Annotated in this window: 20 protein-coding genes and 1 riboswitch; of the genes, 17 read left to right on the top strand and 3 right to left on the bottom strand. The window is 48.8% G+C overall.

Annotated features, from left to right (window positions below):
• Positions 1–227: 227 nt before the first annotated feature.
• Positions 228–1,331, top strand: a complete 1,104-nt coding sequence (locus L6H65_RS00315; protein ID WP_236338229.1) for a serine hydrolase domain-containing protein — start codon at positions 228–230, stop codon at positions 1,329–1,331.
• A gap of 218 nt (positions 1,332–1,549) precedes the next feature.
• On the opposite strand, the gene corA is transcribed toward L6H65_RS00315, so the two are convergent.
• The gene (gene corA, locus L6H65_RS00310; protein ID WP_236338228.1) at positions 1,550–2,485 is read right to left on the bottom strand and encodes a magnesium/cobalt transporter CorA; all 936 of its coding nucleotides are present in this window, start codon (positions 2,483–2,485) and stop codon (positions 1,550–1,552) included.
• Positions 2,486–2,947: 462 nt separating this feature from the next.
• Positions 2,948–3,054: riboswitch (SAM riboswitch) on the top strand.
• Positions 3,055–3,170: 116 nt separating this feature from the next.
• On the opposite strand from corA, the gene metA reads away from it, so the two are divergent.
• The 4 genes from metA to L6H65_RS26735 all read left to right on the top strand — a co-directional run bounded on the left by metA (position 3,171) and on the right by L6H65_RS26735 (position 6,993).
• Positions 3,171–4,088 carry a homoserine O-acetyltransferase MetA gene (gene metA / locus L6H65_RS00305; protein ID WP_236338227.1) on the top strand — a complete coding sequence of 306 codons (918 nt, stop codon included), beginning with the start codon at positions 3,171–3,173 and terminating at the stop codon, positions 4,086–4,088.
• A gap of 38 nt (positions 4,089–4,126) precedes the next feature.
• Complete coding sequence (locus tag L6H65_RS00300) at positions 4,127–5,290, top strand: PLP-dependent transferase (RefSeq protein WP_236338225.1); 1,164 nt, start codon at positions 4,127–4,129, stop codon at positions 5,288–5,290.
• Between the two features lie 214 nt (positions 5,291–5,504).
• Positions 5,505–6,641 carry a cyclic dehypoxanthinyl futalosine synthase gene (gene mqnC, locus L6H65_RS00295; RefSeq protein ID WP_236338224.1) on the top strand — a complete coding sequence of 379 codons (1,137 nt, stop codon included), beginning with the start codon at positions 5,505–5,507 and terminating at the stop codon, positions 6,639–6,641.
• 241 nt (positions 6,642–6,882) lie between these two features.
• Complete coding sequence (locus tag L6H65_RS26735) at positions 6,883–6,993, top strand: flagellin (RefSeq protein WP_371877605.1); 111 nt, start codon at positions 6,883–6,885, stop codon at positions 6,991–6,993.
• Between the two features lie 34 nt (positions 6,994–7,027).
• Here the strand turns inward: L6H65_RS26735 and L6H65_RS00290 are convergent, their stop codons facing one another.
• Entirely contained in the window at positions 7,028–8,140 is a 1,113-nt protein-coding gene (locus L6H65_RS00290) for a GGDEF domain-containing protein (RefSeq protein ID WP_236338223.1), read from the bottom strand.
• 188 nt (positions 8,141–8,328) lie between these two features.
• Here L6H65_RS00290 and L6H65_RS00285 point away from each other — a divergent pair, with 188 nt between their 5' ends.
• The 7 genes from L6H65_RS00285 (at position 8,329) to L6H65_RS00260 (ending at position 15,358) form a co-directional block, all read left to right on the top strand.
• Complete coding sequence (locus L6H65_RS00285) at positions 8,329–9,318, top strand: putative sporulation protein YtxC (protein ID WP_236338222.1); 990 nt, start codon at positions 8,329–8,331, stop codon at positions 9,316–9,318.
• Between the two features lie 534 nt (positions 9,319–9,852).
• Entirely contained in the window at positions 9,853–11,790 is a 1,938-nt protein-coding gene (gene thrS / locus L6H65_RS00280) for a threonine--tRNA ligase (protein ID WP_236338221.1), read from the top strand.
• 78 nt (positions 11,791–11,868) lie between these two features.
• Positions 11,869–12,387, top strand: a complete 519-nt coding sequence (locus tag L6H65_RS00275; protein ID WP_371877604.1) for a 3D domain-containing protein — start codon at positions 11,869–11,871, stop codon at positions 12,385–12,387.
• 126 nt (positions 12,388–12,513) lie between these two features.
• Complete coding sequence (locus tag L6H65_RS00270) at positions 12,514–13,053, top strand: RNA polymerase sigma factor (RefSeq protein WP_236338220.1); 540 nt, start codon at positions 12,514–12,516, stop codon at positions 13,051–13,053.
• Positions 13,054–13,115: 62 nt separating this feature from the next.
• Positions 13,116–13,250 carry a hypothetical protein gene (locus L6H65_RS26525; RefSeq protein WP_290370270.1) on the top strand — a complete coding sequence of 45 codons (135 nt, stop codon included), beginning with the start codon at positions 13,116–13,118 and terminating at the stop codon, positions 13,248–13,250.
• 229 nt (positions 13,251–13,479) lie between these two features.
• Positions 13,480–14,880, top strand: coding sequence for a methyl-accepting chemotaxis protein (locus L6H65_RS00265; protein WP_236338219.1), 1,401 nt, complete (start codon positions 13,480–13,482; stop codon positions 14,878–14,880).
• 100 nt (positions 14,881–14,980) lie between these two features.
• Positions 14,981–15,358 carry a hypothetical protein gene (locus L6H65_RS00260; protein ID WP_236338218.1) on the top strand — a complete coding sequence of 126 codons (378 nt, stop codon included), beginning with the start codon at positions 14,981–14,983 and terminating at the stop codon, positions 15,356–15,358.
• 267 nt (positions 15,359–15,625) lie between these two features.
• Here the strand turns inward: L6H65_RS00260 and L6H65_RS00255 are convergent, their stop codons facing one another.
• On the bottom strand, positions 15,626–16,939 hold the full coding sequence (locus L6H65_RS00255; protein ID WP_236338519.1) for an ammonium transporter: 1,314 nt from the start codon (positions 16,937–16,939) through the stop codon (positions 15,626–15,628).
• Positions 16,940–17,203: 264 nt separating this feature from the next.
• On the opposite strand from L6H65_RS00255, the gene liaF reads away from it, so the two are divergent.
• The 5 genes from liaF to L6H65_RS00230 all read left to right on the top strand — a co-directional run bounded on the left by liaF (position 17,204) and on the right by L6H65_RS00230 (position 22,212).
• Positions 17,204–18,298, top strand: a complete 1,095-nt coding sequence (gene liaF, locus L6H65_RS00250) for a cell wall-active antibiotics response protein LiaF (protein ID WP_236338217.1) — start codon at positions 17,204–17,206, stop codon at positions 18,296–18,298.
• Positions 18,299–18,305: 7 nt separating this feature from the next.
• The gene (locus L6H65_RS00245) at positions 18,306–19,358 is read left to right on the top strand and encodes a HAMP domain-containing sensor histidine kinase (RefSeq protein ID WP_236338215.1); all 1,053 of its coding nucleotides are present in this window, start codon (positions 18,306–18,308) and stop codon (positions 19,356–19,358) included.
• Positions 19,342–20,007 carry a response regulator gene (locus tag L6H65_RS00240; protein WP_236338213.1) on the top strand — a complete coding sequence of 222 codons (666 nt, stop codon included), beginning with the start codon at positions 19,342–19,344 and terminating at the stop codon, positions 20,005–20,007. The genes L6H65_RS00245 and L6H65_RS00240 overlap by 17 nt, the downstream gene beginning before the upstream one ends.
• Positions 20,008–20,065: 58 nt before the next feature.
• Positions 20,066–20,479 carry a YugN family protein gene (locus L6H65_RS00235; RefSeq protein ID WP_236338212.1) on the top strand — a complete coding sequence of 138 codons (414 nt, stop codon included), beginning with the start codon at positions 20,066–20,068 and terminating at the stop codon, positions 20,477–20,479.
• Between the two features lie 170 nt (positions 20,480–20,649).
• On the top strand, positions 20,650–22,212 hold the full coding sequence (locus L6H65_RS00230) for a S1C family serine protease (RefSeq protein ID WP_236338210.1): 1,563 nt from the start codon (positions 20,650–20,652) through the stop codon (positions 22,210–22,212).
• Positions 22,213–22,233 lie beyond the last annotated feature (21 nt).

Below are 22,233 nucleotides of genomic sequence, written 5' to 3'. Positions count from 1 at the left end.
ATTTTTTGCGAATCTCATACATAATAAATTACACTTAATTGCATAAACCTCCTAAATTTTGAAACCAATTTTAAGTTCGACCGTAAATTGTTGTGAATTAATAGAAATGGGGTGTACGATGTCCGCCTAAGTAAAGGGCAGGATAGTGCAGCGAAATTGACGAAAGTGCTTGTACCCATAGCTCTTGAACTGATCGGAAGTATAATAATTTAGTTAGGATGGTGCGTATGAAAAAAGTTGCTGTGATCACAATGCTAATTTGCTCCCTAACCATAGGGTGTACGACATCCAATAACCATCAAAATTCGGTACCGAGCTCTGCCGCGCCGAAACAGACTCAGCCAACAGCCAGCTCAGAAGTTGAATCCTTCTCAGACAAAGTAGATGCCTATCTGCACAAACTCAAATTCACCGGTTCTGTATTGCTCGCTAAGAAAGGCAATGTCTTGGTTCGCCAAGGATACGGGATGGCGAATCTGCAGAAGAACACACCAAACACACCAAACAACATTTTCCTAATCGGCTCCGTCACCAAACAATTCACTGCGCTTGCCATCATGCAGCTTCAAGAGCAAGGAAAGCTGAATGTGAAAGACCCTGTACATAAATACCTGCCCGATTATCCACATGGCGACGTAATCACGATCCACCATTTACTCACCCATACTTCCGGTATCCCGAATTACACCACCTTTCCGGATTTTATGGAGACGATAGGGCAGCAAGTAACGGTCGAACAGAACTTGGACAAATTTAAAGACAAGCCGCTGAATTTTGCGCCGGGAAACAAGTATCAATACAGCAATTCAGGCTATATCGTACTCGGTGCCATCATTGAACGAGTCAGCAAGCAGACATACGAAAACTATATTTACGAGCATATTTTCAAACCACTTGGGATGAACGATTCAGGTTTTCGGGATGACGGTATAGCGAATAAACAATTCGCGGTTGGTTATACCAACGGTCTTGATACGCCTTCCGAGGCGCTGTTCGTCGATAAGAGTATTGCTTATTCCGCCGGAGCGATCTATTCGACGATCGATGATCTGTACAAATGGGATCGGTCGCTCTATACGGAACAACTCATCAAGAAAACATCGGCCGAGGCCATGTTTACACCTTTCAAAGATAATTATGCCTACGGTTGGATCGTCGAGGATGAAGAAAGAAAAATCTATGCTCACAACGGAAATATTAACGGTTTCGTCGCATATCTCAAGCATTACACGCTGGATGACATGACCGTCATTGTGCTGAGCAACAATGACAGTATCGATATTAAAAGAATAGGAGATACGCTTGGAAAGCTGCTTGAGGCGAATCCATGAGGATAGCTTTCGGAGCGGGCAGAGAGTACAATTTGTTCAACTAACGGAGATCGTTAGTTGAACAACACAGCGGAATTGAATGCAAGGTTAAGCGAAGAGGCTGTCACATTAAGCAGAAATCTGCTTATGTGACAGCCTCTTCGAATTCAGTATTAGTATCGCGGCATGCTGTATGTGTGCACACTGCATTGCCGCGCCGATGGCGTGCTGTTGTTTGGCTACAGCCAATCCTTCTTGCGGAAGTAGTACAGCATCCCGCCAGCCAGGAAGAGCATTATGCCGATCAGTATATATGACCCTCCAGCGGTATGAAGGCCGGGGATATAGTCGAAGTTCATTCCATATATGCCGGTAATAAAGGTTAGGGGCATGAAGATCGTCGTCAGCGCGGTGAATACGCGCATGATTTCGTTCGCCCGGTTCGCCAGGCTGGATTGATAGGCCTCGCGCAAGTTCGCCATCAGATCACGGTAGGTTTCGAATGTCTCCGCAATCTTCACCGCATTCTCATAGATATCGCTGAAATACTTTTGCAGTTGGTCATCAATGAGCTTCAGATCTTTCTTATTCAGCGTTGCGATGACTTCCTTCTGCGGGCCGAGCACCTTCTTCAGCCACAGAATCTCGCTTCGCAAGCCGATGATTTCGTTCAGATGCGACTTCTTGGTATGGACCAGAATGTCTTCTTCCAGACTTTCGATCCGTGCCTCAATCCGATCTCCGACTTGAAAGTAATTGTCGACAACGATGTCAACAAGGTGATACAGGAAGCGGTCTGGCCGGTCAACCTGCTCTTCCAGCAGGATCGGCTTGAGCGAGCGCAGCTCATTAATCTTCTGCTTGGTTACGGTAATAATATAATGGCGTCCGAGAAAAATATTCAGCGCTCGAAGAAAAATTTCTTCATCATCGAAGCGAATGCTGTTAATTACAATAAAATAATGGCCGTCATGAATTTCGATTTTTGGCCGCTGCTCCTCTTCGCTCAGGCAGTCCTCCACCGCAAGCTCGTGAAGGGTGAAGAGCGGCTGCAGCACGGACAAATCATCGACATCAGCGTCGATCCAATAGAAGCCCTCAATTGGCGGCTTCTGCAGAGCATGAATATCATCAATCGGCGTGAACAGGCCGTTGTTAACCAGACGGATCTTCATCTCGCGCACTCTCCTCTCATCCTTGATGTAGTATTCCCGTTGCCGGCAAACTGGAAGAGAGGTGGGCAGAGCCGCTGAGCAAACGAAATCCGTCTAGCCGTGTATAGGACGGCGGTCGTCGACGAACAGGTTTGGCTGAGACAAAGCTGCATCACTAATCTCCCGGTTATACCGGTTATCAATGCGGTTTCCCGCAGGCCTCGGGTCGCCTTCCATAGTCGTCGACACCCCTTTGCATGATCGAATGGACTTGCTTGGTAATCCTTGCCCTAGTATACTCCGACAGCGACTTCCCATACAAGAAAAAACTGCTCCGCTTCTATGCTATTGTATGCGTGAGGGCGGGGGCTGTGCAGGAGGAGGAGACGAGGCGAACTTTTTCATTCATGATCATCTTGACTGGAATAAGGGAATGATTTAAAGTAATAATAAGTATTGCAACTGAACTGAATAGTTTCAGCTTTCTTATCAAGAGCAGGCGGAGGGACCAGCCCGATGAAGCCCGGCAACCGGCGTAATAGCACGGTGCTAATTCTTGCGGAAACGTAATTGTTTCTGAGAGATGAGAGGCGCATGAATAATAAACTTATGCCCCTACTCGTTTTCAGAGAGGGGTTTTTTATTTGCGCATAATCGTCTCGGGATAGCGAAGAGCTTGCTGACTAACGAAAAGGAGTGAGACAGGATGCCGATTAAAGTGCCGGATCATCTACCTGCAAAAGAAATATTGAACAACGAGAACATTTTTGTGATGGATGAAAGTGTAGCTTACCATCAAGATATCAGACCACTTCGTATTGCGATCCTCAACTTGATGCCTACGAAGGAGACGACCGAGACACAGCTGCTCAGACTTATCGGGAACACGCCGCTGCAATTGGAAGCTGTGCTGCTCCGTCCGAAGACACACACATCCAAGAATACTTCATCGGAGCATCTGGAATCGTTCTACAAAACGTTTGATGACATTGCGCATGAGTATTATGACGGCATGATCATTACCGGCGCGCCTGTCGAGCACTTGGGCTTCGAAGAAGTAACCTATTGGGAAGAGCTCAAGGACATTATGGATTGGAGCGCTCGCCGCGTAACCTCTACCTTCCATATTTGTTGGGGCGCGCAGGCTGGACTGTATCACCATTACGGCATTGAGAAGTTTGATCTGCCGGAGAAAATATTCGGCGTCTATCCGCATACGGTCGAAAAGCGGAATGTACCGCTTCTGCGCGGGTTCGATGAGCTGTTCTACGTGCCGCAATCGCGTCATACGGAGGTGCGCCGTGAGGATATCGACCGCATTGCGGATCTGGAGGTGCTGTCGGTGTCTCAGGAAGCAGGTGTCTACATCGCGGCTTCGAGGAATGGCAAGCAAATTTTTGTTACAGGCCATTCGGAATACGATCCGCTCACATTGAAGTTTGAATATGACCGGGATAAGGCGAAGGGGCTTGGCATCAACGTGCCGCGCAATTATTTCCCGAATGACGATCCGTCGCTGCAGCCGCTGGCCAGTTGGCGCGCTCATGCTAATCTGCTGTTCTCGAACTGGTTGAACTATTATGTATATCAGCAAACCCCGTATGATCTTGGGGCGCATATATAAATATATCCTTCAATTTGAATTAAAGGAGCCGTTCACGAATGAAAATTGAAAGCCGTTTAGCCCAAATTGGATCACAAAACGAGCCGGTAACCGGCGCGGTCAGCTTTCCGATCTATCAAGCGACTGCCTTCCGCCATCCAAGGCTTGGAGAGAGCACTGGCTTCGATTATGCGCGCACGAAGAGCCCGACGCGCAGTGTGCTCGAAGATGCAGCCGCTCAGCTGGAGTCCGGCGATGCTGGCTTCGCATGCAGCACTGGAATGGCCGCGCTTCAGACGATTTTCGCGATGTTCCGCTCTGGTGATCATTTGATCGTATCGCTTGATCTCTACGGGGGAACGTATCGTTTAATCGAACGAATATTAAGCAAATTCGGTGTTACTGCATCGTATGTAGACACCAATGATATTGATGCGATGTCCCAGCTCTGTACACCGAACACGAAGGCCGTTCTGATCGAGACGCCGACGAATCCGCTTATGATGATTACGGATATCGAGCGCGTCTGTGCGTGGGCGAAGGCTAAGGGTCTGCTGACGATTGTGGACAATACGCTGCTGACACCGTATTTCCAGCGGCCGATTGAGCTTGGGGCAGATATTGTCGTTCATAGTGCGACCAAATATTTGGGCGGACATAACGATGTGCTTGCCGGACTTATTGTAACGAAAGGCAAGGAGCTGTCCGAGGAGATGGCGTTCTATCACAACTCACTCGGCGCAGTGCTTGGCGCTCAGGATTCCTGGCTGCTTATGCGCGGCATGAAGACACTTGCGCTGCGGATGGAGCGTCACCAGGAGAATGCGACAGCGGTTGCGAACTGGCTGCTGGATCACGAAGCGATCGAAGAGGTCTATTACCCCGCGTTGCCGAATCATCCGGGACATGATGTTCAGAACCGCCAGTCATCCGGCAACACGGGGATTTTCTCCTTCCGTGTGAAGGATGCCCGTTATGTGGAGCCGATTCTCCGCCATATTAAGCTGATTGCTTTCGCGGAGAGTCTGGGCGGTGTTGAATCGCTGATGACTTATCCTGCGGTACAGACACATGCTGATATTCCTGAAGATATTCGCCGCCAGATCGGCGTAGATGATCGACTGCTTCGATTCTCTGTCGGCATTGAGCATGCCGACGATATAATTGCAGATTTGGGACAGGCATTGGAAGCTGCGAAGAGCGAGATAAGTGAGCTTAGATAGTGTAGCGATCGGTATACAAAGGAAAAATGCAAAAGGCGATATAAAGCGATTACGCGGTTGTCCGGGCGGACAAGCCGCGTTTTCCGCATCTGGGGAAGGTTTATCTTCATTTATCGGCGGATGACTATGCTGCTTTATTTATGATAGTATGAATACGAAGCCTTATTGGGTTACGGACCACACAAGCTGGGCAAACAAGGAGGTCATATTGACCATGAATAATGTTGATCGCATATTAGATAAAGCGCTTCAGGGCACAAGAATCGGGCTTGAAGACTGTGTTGCCCTGTTCGAATCTGACGAGATTGAGAAAATGGGCCATGTCGCCAATCAAATCATGCTGCGAAAGCATCCAGATCCGATCACAACGTTCGTCGTTGGACGGAACATCAATTATACGAATGTGTGCGATGTTTACTGCCGATTCTGCGCTTTCTATCGAGCGCCTGGCTCCAACGAAGGATATGTCCTGTCCGATGAAACGATATTAAGCAAAATCCAGGAAACAAAAGATGTTAACGGTACGGAAATTCTTATGCAGGGCGGCACTAATCCGAATCTTCCCTTCTCGTATTATTTGGATTTATTGCGCAAGATCAAGCAGCATTTTCCGGATATAACGATGCATTCCTTCTCGCCTGCGGAAATTCATAAGATGCGCGATGTGTCGGACGGTCTCTCACTTGAAGAGGTTATTCGTCAAATTCATGAAGCGGGACTTGATTCGCTGCCCGGTGGCGGAGGAGAGATTCTGGATGATCGCACACGCCGCAAAATAAGCAGACTGAAGGGCTCCTGGACCGACTGGATGGATGTTATGAAGATCGCCCATCGGATCGGAATGAACACGACTGCAACTATGGTTATCGGCTTTGGCGAAGAGATGGAGGAGCGTGCGCTTCACTTGCTGCGCGTTCGCGATGCACAGGATGAATGCATAGCTAACGGTTACGATTCGAAGGGCTTCCTGGCGTTCATTCCGTGGACATTCCAGCCGGAGAACACGAATATGAAGCGGGAGAAGGCAACGCCGGAGGAATACCTCAAGACGCTGGCAATCAGCCGTATTGCAATCGACAATATCGACAACTTCCAATCCTCGTGGGTAACGATGGGACCGGATATCGGCAAGCTGTCACTTTCCTATGGCTGCAATGATTTTGGCAGCACGATGATGGAAGAGAACGTCGTTTCCGCCGCAGGCGCGACACATAAGGTGAACATTGAGCTGATCTTGAAGCTGATCCGCGAGGCAGGGAAAATCCCCGCGCAGCGCAATACGAAATATGAGATTTTGAAAGTATACAATGAGAATGACAGCGTGCAAAATGATTTTGTGATGCAGAACTAGGGTGGAAATTTCATATCTAAATAAACGGAGGTGCTGCAGTTAATGTGGCGGTACTCTGTTATTCTGCAAAAGTGACTACAACGCCTGTCGATTATTCATTCCAAAGGGAGAGAATAATTGACAGGCGTTCTTTGTCGTGCCACAGGGCGGTAAAATTTTAAGTTTTTAGTATTCATTTATTTGGATGAAATTCCGATAGTATAACTTAGATGGCACTATTTTACTAAAGAGGAAATGGAAGATGTATATTAGTTCGAATATTATGGCTATCAATCTAGAAACGGAAGTAGGCCAAGCCATGCTGGCTCAAGCAAATACACTTCCGCAAAACATATTGAAACTACTGGGTTGACGCGTTCTAACGCTGCTAGACAGTGGTCGACTGCTTATGCAAGGCGATTCTCGGCCGCGACATTGGAGGCGATGACGGTCTTGTTCTTGCCGGTGTTTTTGGCGGAATAGAGCGCTTCATCAACACGGTTGAAGAAATATTCCTTCCCTTCGTTCGATGAATATTCTGCGAATCCGATACTGACCGTTACAGGTGTGTTGTTCAGCTCTTCGTATGGGGTCGACGCTATTTCTTGACGGAGGCTCTCAACAACCTCCAGCGCAGCGGCTCGTGACTTGTCGGTGAAAAGAATAGCGAATTCCTCCCCGCCGTACCTTGCTGCAAAATCATTCATGCATGTATTGCATCGAATAAGCTCGGATACTCGCTTTAGAACAGCATCTCCAGCTCGATGCCCGTATGTATCGTTGACCCGCTTGAAGTTGTCGATATCAAGAATAGCCAGCTGCAGCGGAAGGTCGTTGCGTTCGTGCTGCTCGATTAATTTCTCGAAATATTCATGAAAGGTCATATGATTGTACAGCTCTGTCAGCGCATCCATTTTGGACAGCTTATCCATCCAGATCGTCTTGACAAGCAGCTGCTGATTGGACTCGAAATAGGTTTTGAGATGGCCCATAAGCTCGCGTCCCCGCAGCAATATTCCCCAAGCGATCAATGAAAAGATAGAGAACATAACGATGATTGTCGTCAGTCCTACATATGTAATCGTCGAATTCACAGCTTCATTGAAGAAATAAAGGACATTCACCGATAGCAGAGTGTTGCTTAACGCAAACACAAGTTTTCTGGTATGAAAATAATAAACAGATACAATAACTGGTAAAAAAAGCGCTAACAACAAAAAGTTAATGCTGTCGTGAATGTAGGCGAGTACAAAAGCCAACAGAGAAGAAGTGAGTATGATGACATAATCCTGGTACTTCGGTTTGAGAAGACGAAGACCGGCTTCCGATAGAAGTATAATTCCAAGCTGAATGAGAGTCGGAATAACAATGTAATCAATAATAAATACATCCAAGGGCACTTCAGATATCGTTAAGTACAGGCCTTCCAACAGGATGGAAATAAGCAGGATGAACCAAAAAGCGTTTAGCAGCATGCGATTCCAGCGGCTGCGATTATAATCCAATGTTTCATAGTCCATGAATGTTCACTCCAACAGCAACGTTTATCAGAATCAATATACCACGAATAGCCAACCATTCCAATCCTAATCCATTATCGCCATTGCATGCATCGTATATATGATTCGGCCGGACCATATACTGATAAGGAAATGCAAATGCTTACGAAAATCGTTTCGGTTAACCAAAAATTCGTAGGAGTGAGCCAATGGAACTGTTCACCATATCAGTCGCGTCGGATTCAGTTGACAAGATCGCTTCACTACATCGATTTTTAAAAGAGGAATTTGCCGATTTACATAGCGCAGCCGGATTTATCAATTCTGAAGCGGAGCTAGTCGCTTTAATCCCCGAATTTCAGTGCAATGCGATTCAATGCATTGGCGGGCTGCCGCACTTCTCGCTAGTGGATCATGGTCCACTCGTATATGCCAAGGCGGCAAGTGCAATTGCCCAATTCATTGTGATGGAGCTTGAACCGGTGCTGCTCAGAGCGATAATACGCAAGCAGTTCCATTATGACGAGCCTAATGAAATTGAAACGGTTGAGCGATATTGTCAGCAAGTTCTCCATGGCACAGTCTCTTCATCGGAAAAGGATATCGTATATACGGATGTCCATCATATCGACAGAGAGCGTCGCAAAGGGAAGGTGGCCGAGGAGCTTGAGCTTTACTTGGGAAGCAGCATCAGGCTTCATTTGGACGGATTCGTCACCTTTCGTCTGACTGCCTATTGGGAGGAGCTGCGGGAAATCGTAGCGTATGCGGTAGATGAATATGTGATGGATCGGCAGTATCAGGAATTTATTTCATTGTTGAAATATTTTGTGCGCATACAGGAGGTCAAGCTGCCTGTTGTCCATGTCCTTCATAAAGGGGATAATGAATTTGCGCTGTATGATGAACAGTTCCAGCTTCTCGAAGCTGCGCCGGTTGATTTGATCGTCGCTGAAATGCTGGAGTCAGAGATGAACATGGAGGATATGATCGTCAGCACACTCATAACAGTGTCACCGGAGCAGATTGTTATTCATACTCGCTACCCGGACCAGCCCGTTATGCGGACATTAGAAACGATTTTTGAGCATCGTGTTCGGCTGTGTACGGAGTGTGGGCATTGCGGGATTTACTTTGAAGATACACAAGAGCCAGCAAAGGCAGTTTCCTCGAAGACGACAATTATTAGACGGATATAGCAGTGCAGCAACGATGACATATGTTGAAAATATAAGCTTGACCGTATTGCGGTATCGGATTATAATTATGAGCAGTAAAAAGCGTTGACAAAGACATGTATCAGTCACTCACGCACGTTTCAGAGAGAGGAAACCAGGCTGCAATTTCCTTACGCAAGCGTTGACGGATATACCCCTTTGTAGCTGCGTTGTTGAAGCCGGATTGCATCATAGCCGGTTGTAAGCTGCGCCGGGCAGTTCCCGTTACAGAATGCCGAGAGGATCGCATATTCCTGCTGCAAGAGGGCGGATTTCGATCGAATCAGGGTGGAACCACGGGTCATACAAGCACTCGTCCCTTCTTAGGGATGTGTGCTTTTTTTGTTGTCCGAAGCACGCAAAAACAAGCATAAGCTTACGAAGCAAGTTTTTGCTAATTCAAAGCAGTGAAATCAGGAGGCACGCAAAAACAAGCATAAGCTTACGAAGCAAGTTTTTGCTAATTCAAAGCAGTGAAATCAGGAGGCACGCAAAAACTTTTAGGAGGAAAACAACATGGCTATTCAAGTGAAGCTTCCGGACGGAGCCGTTCGGGAATATGCGCAAGGAACGACGATTGAAGAGGTTGCAGGATCGATTAGCCCGGGTCTGAGAAAGGTTGCCATCGCCGGCAAAGTGGACGGCAAAGTGGTGGATGTCTACACCCCGCTGGAGAGCGATGTTTCGCTGGAAATCGTGACCGTTGATACAGCAGACGGTCTGGAAGTATATCGTCACAGCACCGCGCATCTGATGGCGCAAGCGATTAAGCGTCTGTATGGCAATACAACGGTCAAGCTGGGCATCGGCCCGGTAATTGAAGACGGCTTCTACTATGATATCGATATGGAGCAATCCATTACGCCAGAGGACCTGATCAAGATTGAGAAGGAAATGGACCGCATCATTAAGGAGGATCTCGCGATTCGCCGCCGCGTTGTGGGCAGAGATGAAGCGATCGCGACGTTCACAGAGCTGGGCGACCCGCTCAAGCTGGAGCTTATTCGCGATTTGCCAGTTGATGCCGAGCTTACAATCTATGATCAGGGCGAGTTTTTTGACTTGTGCCGCGGACCGCATCTGCCATCCACAGGACGAATTAAATCGTTTAAGCTGCTGAGCGTGGCCGGCGCTTACTGGCGCGGAGATTCGAAGAACAAGATGCTGCAGCGTATCTACGGTACTGCTTTTCCCAAGAAATCGCAGCTCGATGAGCACCTGCATTTCCTGGAAGAAGCGAAGAAGCGCGATCACAGGAAGCTGGGCCGCGAGCTGAAAATGTTCACCTTCTCCCGCGAAGTCGGCCAAGGCTTGCCGCTCTGGCTTCCGAACGGCTCCAAGGTACGTCGGACGATGGAGCGCTATATTGTCGATCTCGAAGAGCGTCTTGGTTATCAGCATGTCTACACTCCGGTTCTGGCGAATGTCGACCTCTACAAAATAAGCGGTCACTGGGAACATTACAGTGAGGATATGTTCCCAACGATGACGATGGATAACGAGGAGCTCGTGCTTCGTCCGATGAACTGTCCGCATCATATGATGGTGTTCAAGAGCGATATGCGTTCTTATCGCGACCTTCCGATTCGAATTGCGGAGCTGGGCACGATGCACCGCTACGAGATGTCGGGTGCTCTGACCGGTCTGCACCGAGTTCGGGCAATGACGCTTAATGACGCGCATATTTTCTGCCGTCCTGACCAGATCAAGGATGAATTTGCCCGTGTTATTAATCTAATCCGTCAAGTGTATGAGGACTTCGGAATTAAAGAGTATCGCTTCCGCCTCTCTTATCGTGATCCGCAGGATAAGGAGAAATATTTCCAGAATGATGAGATGTGGGAAATGTCGCAGCGCATGCTGCGCGAGGTCGTGGAAGAGCTTGACCTGCCGTTCTTCGAAGCGGAGGGCGAGGCGGCTTTCTACGGTCCGAAGCTTGATGTTCAGATCAAAACAGCTCTGGGCAAAGAAGAGACACTCTCAACTGCTCAACTCGACTTCCTGCTGCCAGATCGCTTCGAGCTGGAGTACGTTGGAGATGACGGCAAGAAGCACCGTCCAGTCGTTATTCATCGGGGAATCATTAGTACGATGGAGCGCATGACCGCGTTCCTGCTGGAAAATTTCGCAGGCGCTCTGCCGCTCTGGCTGTCTCCTGTACAAGCGAAAATCATCCCGGTATCCACCGCTTACGAAGCTTACGCGCGTGAATTGGAAGAGCGCCTGCAGCTTGCCGGTATCCGAGTCGAAGCCGATCTTCGCAATGAGAAGCTGGGCTACAAAATTCGTGAAGCGCAGCTCGAAAAAGCGCCATACATGCTCGTTATTGGTGAGAACGAGGCGCAGTCTGGTACGGTATCCATTCGCAAACGGGGCGAAGGCGACATTGGTGCGAAGTCAGTAGCGGAGCTAATCGCATTGCTGAACGAGGAAATTAACTCGAAACATATTTAAGTACAGCAAGCTTTTCTGAAAGTTTACATAAAGCTTGTTGCATTGGGGCATCCTTCAAGTGAGGAGGACAGCAACCAAATGATGACAAGCTTTATGTCGTTTAAACGTGTCCTGACAATAACAATATTCGCATTAATTTTGTGCATGCTTCTGCCCGGGCTTTGTACTGCCCATCGTTCGAACCCAGCGGGCAGGCATGTAGAGGTTATTGCGACAGGGTATACAGCAGGGATTGAATCAACTGGGAAGAAGCCGGGACATCCGCAGTATGGCATCACCTATTCTGGGGTGAAGGTCAGACGGGGCACGGTATCTACAATCGCCGCCGATCCTAGTGTATTTCCGATTGGAACGCTGCTCTATATTCCGGGGTACGGATATGGAGTCGTGGCCGACACAGGCTCTGCAATTAAAGGCAAGAAGATCGACCTTTATTTTGAAACGAAGAAGCAAGTATTCAAGCAGTGGGGCAAACGGACGGTTGAGGTTCAGGTAATTAGACGAGGCGGAGGCAAGCTTACGGAAGCATTGCTGAATGCGCTTGATGATGCGATAACGGCGAATAAGACGCTGCCTGACAGTCTATTCGAATCCTAATATAAGGCGAATTAAGAATGTTCGGCAATTATAAATTATGCTGGACATTCTTCTTTTTTTGGGCGATTATATAATAAGACAGGGTTTTGATGCAAACGCTATCATATTAATGTGAGGCGAATTATAATGGTCGTTAAATACTCAATTTTTGACAACATAGATTCGACACAAGAGGAACAGTATGAGGCTAAGCTAAGGGAATTATACTTGCAGATGAGTCATGTAGCGCAATCCAAAGTCATTAACAAATCTGATGCACAGGATGCAGTGCAGGAAGCATGGATTCAGATACTGACAAAGTACGGAACGCTTCGGGAGCAGGGCAAGCTCTATGCATGGGCGAAGACGATTACAGCCAATATCGCACTGAATTTGAACAAACAAACCAGACGCGCACAATCAAAAAGCTGGAACGAATCAGATGAGGACAGCTCCTTGCATCAGCAGGGAGAGGAGCCAGACTTAATGCTGGAAATTTCCGAGATGCTGGCTATGCTTGATCCCCGTTCACGAACGATGCTGCTGTACAAATTTTATTACGGATTCAAGGATCAAGAGATCGCGGATGCCATGCATATGCCTGTCGGTACAGTAAAGGCGCGCATTCATCGCAGCAAGCTTCAGCTAAAGAGATGGATGGTCGGACCACAGCCAGGCATTAATTAATTTTTTGTTACATAAAGTCATTTTGCCTTTGCCATACTATTGTTGTATGGGAGGTGAGCACAATGGCGAAAAACAAAAACAACAAATTGAATGCATCCCAAAATCAATACAATGCTGAATTTGCTGAAGAAATCAAGACAGCGAATGCAACGAACAACGCAGCAAACAATGCTGCTGCTAACAACGCGGAGAAGTAACACTCTGCAATCAGCAAAGTAGAATAAGATTGCTTCAAGACTGTCGAGAGTTTTCGGCAGTCTTCTTCTCGTTTTGGTGCGGAATTCCACCTTTTTAATGATTTTATTTGGGATATAAAGGTATAATATTCACTATCATTCACCAAGGTTTTTCTTTATTTTTGTCGAATGCTGAATTATAATGTGGTTTATTCCGGCATGATGCCGACAAAAAGGTGGTAAGATTCGGATGAATCCACTACAACGACTATGGTCCAGAGTCTCGGCTGAGGGGAATTCCTCCGATTCGGGCAAGCCAGATAATGATGATGTGCTGCGGATGCTGATCAATGAATCGCTGGTCATTTCAGATCAGCTGACTGCTGCGGTTGAAGAAGTCAATCAATCGACAAGCCAGCTAACGGAGATCGCGGATCGATCAGCGGTGACTGAAGGGGAGCTTCGCGTCAGCAGCAAGAAGGCAATGGAACGGATTGAAGAGACGTTCTCCAATCTGCAGGAGGTTGCAGCTTCAGCAGAGCAGATAAGTGCAACCGCAGACCAATTGGATGAGGAAAGCAAAAGCACGAAGGAGGTTGTTCTGGAGGTATGCCGTTCGCTAACGACGACTGATCAAGTGATGAACGATCTTAATACCCATAACCAGACGATGGACAAGCATATTCGCGAGCTTATCGAACAAACATCGCGGATTAACGAAATTAATAGCTTTATTCAGGAAATTGTCTCCCAGACTTCACTTCTTGCGCTCAATGCATCGATAGAGGCTGCACATGCAGGAGAATATGGACGCGGCTTCTCTGTTGTCGCACAGCAAATCAAGAAGCTGGCCGAGCAGAGCCATGAAGCGGTCAAGCGGTCGAGCGGTCTTGTGCAAGAAATTGAATACGGTGTAAAACAGGTTGTGTCCTCAGTCGATCTGGAGAAAGCTGCGGTAGAACGCGGTATCGCGGAGATGGGACAGACGAAGGATCGAATGGATGCTATTTTCACTCGCATTCAAGAGGTTGACAAGCTTGTCAGCAAGAGCAGTACGGCAAGCAAGCGGCAATCGGAGCATATGTCGGCTACGACTTCGATGCTGAAGGGGGTTGTCGATACTGTGAATGAGACGCTCGGGAGTGTGGATGAGACGCTGGAGCTGACACATAAGCAGCGGCGCCAAATTGCGAAGCTGGATCGGATCAGCACCAATCTTCACAAATCATCAGGAGAGCTGTCCAAGGCGATTCAAAAGGTTGGCGTGAAGCATGAGGTTTTCGATGTAGAAATCAATGCAGCTGCGACGATGGAGAAATTGTTGGCCATCGCTTCGGATGAGGGGATCGTTACTTTGCAGGAAGCAATCCATAAGACGAAGCTGACGAGCTTGCTTCAGAGTACGCCTGAAATCGAAGCGATATGGTCCAATCGTGAGGATGGCTCCTTTATCTTCTCGCTTCCTGAGGCTGGACTTCTCAATGCCAGGGGACGTGAATGGTGGAAGCAGGCGATGAAGGGCAAGTCTTTTACTTCAGATGTTTACATATCGGCTATTACGAAACAGCCGTGCTTAACGATCTCGGTTCCAATCACTTCAAGAAACGGAGAATTGCTGGGCGTCATTGGAGCTGACATACGTGTCAAATAAATACCAAATCTGCTCAGAAAAAAGATGTTTTCAAATGCCCTCCATTCGTGTATTATAATTGGTGTGATAATTTATGACACGTAAGGACAGGTGATTGCAGATGACGGACCCGATTGATTATATCGCGCCATCGCGTTTGAGGCATCGTAAAGCTGCAGAGGTTATTCCTTTCCTGGAAGCGTATATTGCGAAGAAGCAGCAAGAAATTATTGAAATTGAAGCGATGGTGGAGCGTTATGAGAAGCGTCGCATGATGGAAGAGCGTGCCTACCAATCCATGTCAGCTTTCCGGCGACTTATCTCCGGCAAGAAGCCGGATCACCACCTGGCTGTTGAATATATTCATTATGTGAAGAAGCCTATGGAGAAAGCGCGTGTGCTGCGAATGGAAGTTGAGAATGCGCGAACGATATTGAGCTCATCGAACTCCTCGGATACGATCGCGGTTACTGGCGACATTGCGGATGCAATGATTTAATTATCTATATGCGAATGGCTGAAAATGAAAGAACCTTCAAATCCACGGTTGCTGTGGGTTGAAGGTTCTTTTTTTTGAAATCAAAGGAAAGAACAACAGAGTGGAGCAGGGGAATGTTTCTGAAGAAGCGTCAGCGCTCGCCTTTGTTCCCGGAATTCCACCATGAACCGTTAAAATTCAAGAATTCTGGGAACAACAGCGATCGTAAGAACATTCCCCAGCGCAGCGGTCCCCTTTGTTCATTTCATTCGTTCACTTCTTGATTCGTTAGGTGTGATCATGCTGCTGTTGGTTCAGCTTGAGCTTTTCCAGGTCGAGGAAGTCATGCTCTTGATTGTATGCAGGTACGCCGTGAATGCCGACATCAAGACCGACCAATTCTTCATCCTTGGAGACGCGAACGGGCATGACCCGTTTGATTAACCATAGGGCACACCAAGTTAATAGAAATCCCCATATGCTGATGACGGCGAGTCCAAGCGCCTGAACGCCAAGTAAATTCCAGCCACCGCCATAGAACAGTCCGTAATAGCCTTGCCCGATTCCTTGAGTTAGCTCCGGCTGTGCGAATAATCCGACCGCAAGCGCTCCTAGACTGCCGCTTACGCCGTGGACAGCGAAGGCGCCTACAGGATCGTCGATCCGCTTGCTTTCTAGAAATTCGGTGGCAAGCACCATGGCGATGCCGCATACGGCGCCGATGATGATAGCTATACCATCGGATACGAAGGCGCAGCCTGCTGTAATGCCGACCAGTCCTGCTAATGAACCGTTGATGACCATTGGCGGGTCTGCTTTTTTATAGCGGAACATCGTGAACAGGATACAGGCCGCTCCGCCGGCTGCCGCCGCCAGCATCGTTGTCACTGCAATGTGGCCGATGGAGCCGTTGGTCGCGCTGAGTGTGCTGCCTGAGTTGAAGCCGAACCATCCAAACCATAGAATAAAGGCTCCAACGGATGCCAGCGGCAGATTGGAGGGAGGGACGATATTGCTCTTGCCATCTGCGGTAAATTTGCCAATTCGCGGGCCGATGAATATTGCCGCTGCCAGCGCAGAGAAGCCGCCAAGGGCATGAATGACTGCGGAGCCTGCGAAATCGATCATGCCGAGCTTGCCGAGCCAGCCGCCAGCCGCCCATACCCAATGTCCGGCCATGGGATAGATGAGTGCGGTCATCGCTATGGTGTACAGAATATAGGCCCGGAAATGAATGCGCTCTGCCACAGCGCCAGAGACGATGGAGATGACTGCGATAACAAATGCACATTGAAACAGCCAGTACGTATCATGCGTAATGTTGAGGCTGATATGAGACAGATCGCCGGTCATCATGAAGCCGTTAGTGCCGATGAAGCCAAACGCATCCCTCCCATACATGAGTCCGAATCCGACGAAGTAGAAGACTAATGCGCCGAATGTGATGTCCACAAATACTTTCATGATGATGCTGACCGCATTTTTCTGCCTGACAAAACCTGCCTCCAATAGTGCGAATCCGCCCTCCATAAGCAGTATCATGGCCGCTGTAAGAACGACCCAGATTGTATCAAGCCCCTGGGACAGTGTGGCCAAATCCATCGTTTCATCCCCTGTCTCAATTTTCATGTAAGGTTTCATCTCTTTCTCTAATCCGTCCATCATTATATAAGCGCGATGTCAAATATGTCAACGAGGGAAGTTAACTCCTATAACATAGTAATTGCTGCTGGACTTGCTTTACAAGCGGGCCTCGGTCTCTAGACGGAGTACGGTTTCAATCGTCAGACCCTTTATGCTTGCGAAGCCTTCCGTTATACTGTGAATACAAACATGCAAGATTGAATTGGGAGCTGGTGATGATGGATGAATAGTCATTTCTTGAATCGCATATTGTGGGGATTGTTTATTATTGTAATCGGTGTTGGGTTTATGCTGCGCCAAGGCGGCATCATTGATTTCAACATTGGCGAGTTGATCAGAACGTTCTGGCCTGTTATTCTGCTGTTTCTCGGATTTCAGGAGTTGCTAAAGGAACTTACGAGCGGCAAAGGCTCCTATTGGGGAGCAGGCGTATTATTGGTGATCGGATTCGTATTCCTGGGCCGGAATTTGGACTGGCTCAACTGGTCGATTGGAGACATCGTGCAATTGATATGGCCGGCGGTCATTATCCTCGTCGGGCTGCGGATGATTTTCAAGCCGAAGAAGAAGGAACACACCTCTCCGGCTGATGAATGGAAAGAATACAATGACTCAGACCATCGTTCAGATCGATATGTCCCGCCTGCTCCGCCGCTTCATCCGGACCCGACGCAGCCGCCTGTGGAATCTGGTTCGAAGCAGGAAGCGGAGGGCCCTCGTGATGAAGGGATGACAGATTCATATAAGGGGTCGACGGGAAGTATTAATCTGGGCAAGCATCCGCATGCCGACAAGTACTACGATTATAAGCAGGAAAGAATGAATGCGAAGGCTGAGCGTCATTCGCAGCGTGCGGAGAAGATTCGGTCACGCATCGAGCACAAGGCACATGGCTGCGGAAATAAGGGCCGCGAGGAATGGTGGAACTATAATCCCGATGCCCAGACGCGTTCCGGTTTTATCGGGGACATCTATATGGGAAGCGATTATTGGGAGCTAAAGCCGCTTAATATCTCTCATTTTATCGGAGATACGGTGCTGGATCTGACGAAGGCGCAAATTCCGCCAGGAGAAACCAAAATTAATATTTCGTCTTTTATCGGCGATGTTAAGGTGTTTCTTCCTAATGATTTCGAAACAGGCATACGTGTCGTATCCAGTGCATTCATCGGAGATGTTGCGGTTCTTGAGGAAAAGGAGGGCGGAATTTTCAAGCATATGAATGTGGAGACGCCGTACTTCCATGAGACAGAGAAAAGAATCAAGCTGCAGGTCAGTACCTTTATCGGCGACGTGCGCGTTACGAAGGTAGGGTGATGCTGCAATGATGGTCAGATTGCTGCGCAACAGCAAATGGGACATGATTCTGATGGTTGTGGCATCCTCGGTCCTCTCGGTTATCATTTGGCATTTGTACAACACATACGTTGATTCGCAGGTTTGGGACACCGACCTGTGGATCGGCGTTGCCGCCGTTATATTGCTTGTCAGCTGCGGCTTTGGCTATTGGAGCGCTCAGCGCATTCAGCGGCGGATCGATATGATGTATCTCGGGATCAAGCAAGCGGCGCACGGCAATTATGAGGTAAGGCTTCCGCAAAGCGGCGCGCGTTCTTTTACCGCTCTGTTTCTGGAATTTAATGAAATGGTGCAAACGCTGGAGACGCGCATGAAGTGGATACAGCGTACAGGCGAGGAGCAGGTCATGCATGAAGCGGCTTCCAACGAAGCAGCCGTGTTGGAGGAACGGAAGCGGCTTGCGCGAGATTTGCACGATACTGTAAGTCAGCAGCTGTTCGCTATTCATATGTCTTCCTCTTCACTGCCCAAGCTGCTTGAGCTGGATCAGGAGCGTTCCGCCGCAGTCATGAATCAGCTCATATCGATGTCCTCGCTTGCACAGAAGCAGATGCGCGGTTTCATCGCCCAGCTGCGGCCGCTGGAGCTGGAGGGGCGATCATTGCAGGAGGCGCTGGACAAATGGTTTCCTGATTATTGCAGGCAGAATGGACTGCAAGGGGTTCTGGAATGGCGGATTAAGGAGAAGCTGTCTGAGGCTAAGGAGCATCAGCTATTCCTTATTATACAGGAAGCGATGGCCAATATCGTGAAGCATGCCGGCGCTAGGACTGCCCATCTGACGATGGCGGAGACCGAACGACAGATTGTAATGACGCTTCAGGATGATGGATCGGGATTCCGGGCCGATCAGGTTAAGCGCGGCTCGTATGGTCTTTCGACGATGAGAGAGAGAGCCAGCAAGCTGGGCGGAGATGCTTCTATAATAAGCAAGCCGGGCAGCGGCACGCGAGTTCGAGTGATGCTGCCGAATTATATCAACAAGGGAGCCGAAGCTGAAGATGAGCGGAATGGATAAATGCAAATTAATGATTGTTGATGATCATGATATGGTGCGTGCCGGACTTCGCACGTATTTAATGCTGGAGCCGAAATTTGATGTTATTGCTGAGGCGAGCAATGGACTCGAAGCGCTGCGCATGCTGCGCAATAGCGCGCCGGAAGAACGTCCGCATCTTATTTTGATGGATCTGATGATGCCGGAGATGGATGGCGTCGAAGCGACCAGAATGATTATGAAGGAGTTCCCTGAGCTCAAGATTGTGATGCTGACCAGTTTTCTGGAGGATGAGAAGGTTGTTGCTGCTGTCGAAGCGGGAGCGGTCAGCTATGTGCTGAAGACAGTATCTGCGGAAGAACTGATCTATGCGCTAAGCGGAGCGGTTAAAGGGATGCCGGTTATGACGGCAGATGTTTCTCAAGCGCTGACACGAGGATTGCGGCAGCGAACGACGCAGGGGGCAGATGAGGGATTGACCGAACGAGAGCGGGAGGTGCTGCTTCTTATAGCGGAAGGCCAGTCCAACAAAGAGATTGCCGAGGAGCTTCATATAAGCATCAAGACGGTGAAGACCCATGTCAGCAACCTGCTTATGAAATGCGAGCTGGAGGATCGGACACAGCTGGCAGTCCTTGCACATCGCAAGGGATGGGTGAAGACGGGATAATCGGGACTGCGTTCGCGCATTCTAAGGATAAATCCCGCGAATAAGGAGAAGGTCAGCTATGATCCCACTATCTTCCGTCCTGGAGTCAAGCAAACACGAATATGTTGAGGTCAAGCAAATGCTGGAGGAGCATCAGTTCGCGCTTGGAGGGAGCTGGGATTATGATCACGGCTCCTTCGATCGGAGCTTGGACGAAGCGAATAAAGTATGGCTTCGCCTGCCCTTTACGATTACGAACGGCAATTTGGACAGTGAAACGGTGGATAATGACGCCAAGATACAATTCGGCCAGCCATTCGTTCTCAAGCATATTTACAATGATGGACTGGATTCTTCTGCGGATCTGAGTACTGTAGGGGGTCTTGTCAATCAGTTCCAGCAGCCTCTGGATCCCGATGCGGAGATCGAGTCCGGATGGGTGGACAAAGCCAGGAAAGTGCTCCACCAAGTGGAGTCGCTGTTTCCTCACTGACATTTTGAATGAACAATTGGAAAGGCTGATTCGTCCGGCGCGTCTATGAGCAGGTGGTAGATGTCCGGATTTTTTTATTTTTGTTTATAAACAAATTAAGTTTGTTTTAAGGTAGATTGTGCAAGATAGAACTATAGCAAGCAAGTTGAGGTTAATGAGGAGGAAGAAGGATGGACGATCAGAACAAAAAAAATTCTTATGATGATTTCTTTCACCATAACACGAGCGGGCAGGACGATGAAGGTCAAGGGCCCCACGCACAGGAAACGGTAAACGAGGAGCCGGAGCAGTCCAAGACCTCATATTATTATTCTTATGGCCCGTTTAAGTCAGGAGAGCTCAATCAGCAGCAGCAGGCAGGCAATAATGATGGGGCGTCAGCCCTCTCGCAGAGTCATGCCAGTCAAGGTGTTGTAGTGACGCCGCCGTCGCAGCTCCGTCCGTTCGCGCCGACCCAATCGTCGACGAGCAGCGGTTGGCAGGTGAAGGAGCCGAAGCGGCGCACCTCGTTCAGGGCAATTTTCCTCTCCTTCCTGGTGGGGGTTCTTACGGTAGGCTCGCTTATGTATGCCGCTGACCGTCAGAATTGGTTCTCAAGCGATCAGGCATTAGGTCAAGCAACGACGACGACCCAAGGGGTTAATACCGGGGCCAAAGCTGGTGATGACGGCGTAGTATCCACTGCTTCGGATGTGGTGCGTCCCAACAATATCGCTCAAATATTCGAGCAGTCAAGCCCGGCTGTTGTCAAAATCGAAACGCTGGTCCAGCAGCGAAGTGCAGGCGGCAACAGAGGCCTGCTGGATGATCCTTTCTTCCGTCAGTTTTTTGGAGATGAGGAATCAGGCGATACGGGAAGCAGCCCGGACAGCAATCAACTCGTGCCTAGCGGTATGGGAACTGGCTTCTTCTTCGACTCTACCGGCTATATTTTGACGAACCAGCATGTGCTTGGCGATGCAACCGAAATTCAAGTGACGGTTCAAGGGTATGACAAGCCGCTGAAAGCGAAGAAGCTCGGCGCGGATTATAATCTTGATCTTGCTGTTCTGAAGGTAGAGGGGGAGAATTTCCCGACCTTGTCTCTTGGAAGCTCTGAACAGATTGACATCGGCGACTGGGTTGTGGCGATCGGCAATCCTTATGGATTTGATCATACGGTGACGGTTGGCGTGTTAAGCGCCAAGGAGCGTCCAATCAGCATTCAGGATGAACAGGGCGAACGCAAGTACGAGCATCTGCTTCAGACAGATGCATCCATCAATCCCGGCAACTCCGGAGGACCGCTGCTCAACCTGAAGGGGGAAGTAATCGGGATTAATACGGCAGTCAGCTCGCAGGCGCAAGGCATTGGCTTTGCGATTCCGACAAGCACGATTCTGGCGAATCTTGATAACCTGAAAGCGAACAAAGAGATTCCTAAAGCGCCGGCTCCTTACATCGGAGCAAGCCTGGGAGAAGTGACGGATGAGATGGTGAAGCAGCTCGGATTGCCGGAGAAGAGCGGCGCAATCGTGCAAGGCGTCCAGCTCAAATCGCCAGCGTACATGGCTGACCTCCGTCAATACGATGTCATCGTTGGCCTGGATGGTACGAAATATGCGACTACCGCGAAGCTGATTGAGCAAATCCAGACGAAGAAGGTTGGCGATCAGGTTGTGTTGAACATCTATCGCAATGGGAAGGCGATGGATCTGACTGTGGAAATCGGCAACAAAAATGATTTGGGATAATATTGTTAGTGAGGTCTACGG

The sequence above is a fragment of the Paenibacillus plantiphilus genome (assembly GCF_927798095.1).
In the GTDB taxonomy this organism is placed as follows: Bacteria; Bacillota; Bacilli; order Paenibacillales; family Paenibacillaceae; genus Paenibacillus_Z; species Paenibacillus_Z plantiphilus.
The sequence above is the reverse complement of the archived record's forward strand: the minus strand, read 5'-3'. Positions and strand labels throughout refer to the sequence as shown.